Annotated in this window: 3 protein-coding genes and 1 pseudogene; 2 read left to right on the top strand and 2 right to left on the bottom strand. The window is 65.1% G+C overall.

Translation table 11 applies throughout. The features are described 5' to 3' along the window. Both ACHWRX_RS07835 and ACHWRX_RS07840 read right to left on the bottom strand, forming a co-directional pair. Positions 1 to 269: pseudogene (locus ACHWRX_RS07835) on the bottom strand (sensor histidine kinase); the annotation flags it as partial. After that, positions 266 to 952 carry a winged helix-turn-helix domain-containing protein gene (locus tag ACHWRX_RS07840; RefSeq protein ID WP_394658767.1) on the bottom strand — a complete coding sequence of 229 codons (687 nt, stop codon included), beginning with the start codon at positions 950 to 952 and terminating at the stop codon, positions 266 to 268. The gene ACHWRX_RS07840 and the pseudogene ACHWRX_RS07835, both read right to left, overlap by 4 nt. Before the next feature lie 189 nt (positions 953 to 1,141). On the opposite strand from ACHWRX_RS07840, the gene ACHWRX_RS07845 reads away from it, so the two are divergent. Both ACHWRX_RS07845 and mprF read left to right on the top strand, forming a co-directional pair. After that, positions 1,142 to 1,489: a hypothetical protein gene (locus ACHWRX_RS07845; RefSeq protein WP_058737833.1), complete on the top strand. Its 348-nt coding sequence runs from the start codon at positions 1,142 to 1,144 to the stop codon at positions 1,487 to 1,489. A 20-nt stretch (positions 1,490 to 1,509) separates the two neighbouring features. Further along, positions 1,510 to 3,932 (top strand): bifunctional lysylphosphatidylglycerol flippase/synthetase MprF (mprF, locus tag ACHWRX_RS07850; RefSeq protein WP_394658768.1); only part of this gene is annotated, 2,423 nt, incomplete at its 3' end.

The following is a 3,932-nucleotide window of genomic DNA, read 5'->3' on the forward strand; positions in this document are numbered from 1 at the left end:
TTGCCCCGGGCATCGGCGAGAAACAGCACCGCGCCCCGGCTGCCACCGGCCATGAGCCGCCCGTCCACGGCCTGACCCAAGGCCTCGGCCCCGCCGAACTGGTACGACTCCAACAGATCCGTCCGCATCGTCTCCGCGCGCGAGATAGCGGCATCGCGGCTTTGCGAGCGCAGCAGCGCGCCGAGGCCAAACAAGAGTACCGTCGCGGCCAGGATCTGGAACAGGAAAACCAGCCCGGCGAAGCGAAACGTGGTCGAGTTGGCATTCACGGCTGTGCGCCGATCCTGTACCCCGCGCCGCGAACAGTGTGCAGCAGTGGCCGAGCCTCTCCCTCATCGATCTTCTTGCGCAGGCGGCTGAGGTGGACGTCGATCACGTTGGTGCCGGGATCGAAATGATAGTCCCATACGCCTTCCAGCAGGATCGTGCGCGTCACCACCTGGTCGACATGGCGCAGCAGGAACTCCAGCAAGCGATATTCGCGCGGCTGCAAGTCGATCTGGCGGCCGCCGCGCTGCACCCGGCGTGAAAGCAGGTCCATCTCCAGGTCATCGCAACGCAAAACCGTTTCCACTGCCGGAGCAGCCGTGCCGCGCCGCACGATCAGGCGGATTCGCGCAAGCAGCTCGGCAAAGGCGAAAGGCTTCGTCAGGTAATCGTCCGCGCCGCTGGTCAGGCCCTTGATGCGATCCTCGGGCGATCCCAACGCCGAGAGGATGATGACGGGCGTGGCGATCCCGGCCCCGCGTAGAGCCGCCAGCACGGCCATGCCGTCCAGTCCGGGCAACATCCGGTCTAGGACGATGCAGCAATAAGTGCCGTCCGTCCCCAGGAACAAGCCATCGCGGCCATTCGCGGCGCGGTCTGTCAGGAAGCCCTCTTCCTCAAGGCCATTGGCGATGAAATCGGCGGTAGTCGTATCATCTTCGATCAGCAGGATCTTCTGGGTCATCGCGATCTTGGGCCTTGTCGAAGCTCTTGGCGGGTGCGGTGATATCGTCGAGCAGGTGCGAACACCACAGTGGCGCGTTTGCGCGATCAGGCGCAATGCCGCTTCATTAAATTTTGCTCATGAGCCGGTCAGCCGCCCCGCAGGCCAACGGCGCTATGCCCCACCGCGAACGCAGCAGGAGAAGCAGTCGTGATCAGCAGCGGCGATCCCGACGACACCCGCCGGCGTGCGCTGGACGAAAGCGTCTGCCGCCTGATCTGCCCGATCGCTTCGGCCATGGTGGGCGTCTGTATGACAGGCATCGGCGTGCTGCGGGTGGGCAACTCGGTCCACGGTGACAGCACCTGGGCGGACGATCTGCTGTCGATCGACGCGGTGACATTCCTGCTGGCAACGCTGTCTTCCTACTTCGCGCTGCGGGTCCATTCGATCCGCCGGTTGCACTGGCTGGAGCATATTGCCGATGCCACCTTCATCCTCTCCATGGTGCTGCTGACCATCGCCTGCTTCGTGATCACCTATTCGCTGCGCTGGTAGATCGATCGAAAGATTGCCGATTGTTCACGCTACGGCGATCGGACGGCAAGGCGGGCGGCCTCATACCCGGCATTGTGATGAAGACCCTGCGCTCCCTGCTCCAGCGATACCGGCGACCGATTGCGGCGAGCGTTGTGCTGATCGTCATCGCGCTGGGCTTTCTGGCGCTGAACCGGCTGACCCAGCAGGTGCGCTATTCCCAGGTTCGCGCCGCAGTTCATGATCTGAGTCTGGTCCAAATCGCCCTGTCCCTGGCGCTGACGGTAGCGAGCTATCTGGCGCTGACCTTCTACGATGTCCTGGCCCTCAAAGTGATCGATCGCCCCCTGCCCTGGCGCAAGGCCGCGCTGGCCTCGTTCAGCAGCTATACGCTCAGCCATAACCTCGGGCTGGCGTTGCTGACGGGAGGGTCTGCAAGGTACCGCGTCTATGCCGCCGCCGGACTGGAGGCGCCGGATATCGCCCGCGTGGTCGGGATTGCCGCGGCGATGTTCTGGGTCGGCGTAGTTACGGTGGCTTCGGCAGCGCTGCTGCTTCATCACGGCCCCCTGCAACTGGCCACGCTCAGCATCAGTGAGACCACGGCCCGGATGACCGGCGCGGCGATCCTGGCCATGCTGGTCGCCATGATCGTGGCCGGGAGTCTCTCCCGCTCTCGCATCACGATCTTCGGGTTCAAGGTTCCCCTGCCTCGTCGCAGTGAAATGGCGGCGCAGGTCATCGTCTCCGTCCTCGATATTTCCTGCGCATCGGCGGCGTTGTTCGTGCTGCTGCCTGCCGCCGACCCGTCACAACTGCCCGCCTTCATCCTGGCCTACGCGCTGGGGATCATCGCGGCTTTGGTCAGCCATGTGCCCGGCGGCGTCGGCATCTTCGAGTCCGTCGTGCTGGCGGTGGTCCCTAGCGATCGGGCTAGCTTGTTCGCCGCGCTGATCGCCTATCGCGTGATTTATTACCTCCTGCCGCTGGCACTGGGCGTGGTGATGCTGGCGTGGCACGAGGCCCGGCGCAGCACCCGCGCCAATCGCGTGCTGGAGAGCCTCCAGGCCATCGCCGTGAACGTAGCGCCACCGCTGCTGAGCCTGGCGACGTTCCTGGGCGGCGCGATGCTGCTGTTGTCTGGCTCGCTGCCCGCGATCCATGCGCGCATAGGCGCTCTGGGTGCCATCGTGCCGCTGCCTTTCATTGAGGCCAGCCATATCGCGGCCAGCTTGTGCGGCACGGCGCTGCTGCTGCTGGCTCCGGGGCTGTATCGGCGGCTGGACGGGGCCTGCCTGGCCACGCGGGCGCTGCTGGTGGCGGGTGCGGTATTCTCGCTGGCGAAGGGTATCGATTATGAAGAGGCGAGCGCCTGCCTTGGCCTGGCTGCCTTGCTGCATCTGACGCGGCACGCGTTTTACCGCCGCACCGCTTTGATTGATCAGCCGCTGACGGCGGGCTGGCTGACGGCCACGGCTTCGGTGGCGGCGATCGTTGCCTGGTCCGGCCTGTTTGCCTATCGTCATGTCCCCTACAGCGATGACTTGTGGTGGAACTTTGCGCTGCACGGCGATGCCCCGCGCTACATGCGCGCCACTCTGGCAAGTGCGGTGGTACTGACAGGATTTGCGGTGTGGCGGCTGATGCGGCCCAGCCCGACGGGCCGTTTGCAGGGCTTGGACGATCGAGACTGGCCGCTGATCCGCCAGATCGTCGCCACCAGTGGCCGGTCCGAAGCGATGCTGGCGCTTACCGGGGACAAGCGCTTCCTGATCTCCGAGGCGCGGGACGCTTTCCTGATGTACCAGGTGAAGGGCGCAAGCTGGATCGTGATGGGCGACCCGGTGGGTGCGCGGGAGGCCTGGCCAGAGTTGCTATGGAGCCTGCGGGCGCTCTCCCACCGCCAGCAGGGGCGCATCCTGCTGTACGAGGTTTCGCCCGCGGCGCTGGATCTGGCGATCGGGCTTGGGCTGCAGCTGGTGAAGTTCGGCGAGGAAGCGGTTATCGATCTGCCCGCCTTCACCCTGGACACACCGGACTTGCGCAGCGTGCGCAAGTCTCGCCGCGTGGCGGAGCGGGCGGGTGCCACCTTGCGCATCGTGCCGGCGCTGGCGGTTCCAGTGATTCTGGACGAACTGGAGCAAGTCTCGAACGAATGGATGGCTGCAAAAGGCCATCAGGAGAAAGGCTTCAGCCTGGGCCGGTTCGACCGCGCGTACCTGAGCAATTTCGATGTCGCGCTGGTCATGGTGGAGGATCGGATCGTCGCTTTCGCCAACTTATGGCTGGCGGGCAACAAGGCCGAGATCTCGGTGGACCTGATGCGCTATCGCGATGAAGCGCCCCCGGGCACGATGGATTTCCTGTTCGCCGGGCTGATGCTCTGGGCGAAGGATCGTGGCTACCAGCGCTTCATCCTGGGCATGGTGCCGCTGTCTGGCATTGACGGGCGCGCGCTTGCCCC

It is taken from the genome of uncultured Novosphingobium sp. (assembly GCF_964277725.1).
Classification (GTDB): domain Bacteria; phylum Pseudomonadota; class Alphaproteobacteria; order Sphingomonadales; family Sphingomonadaceae; genus Novosphingobium; species Novosphingobium fluoreni.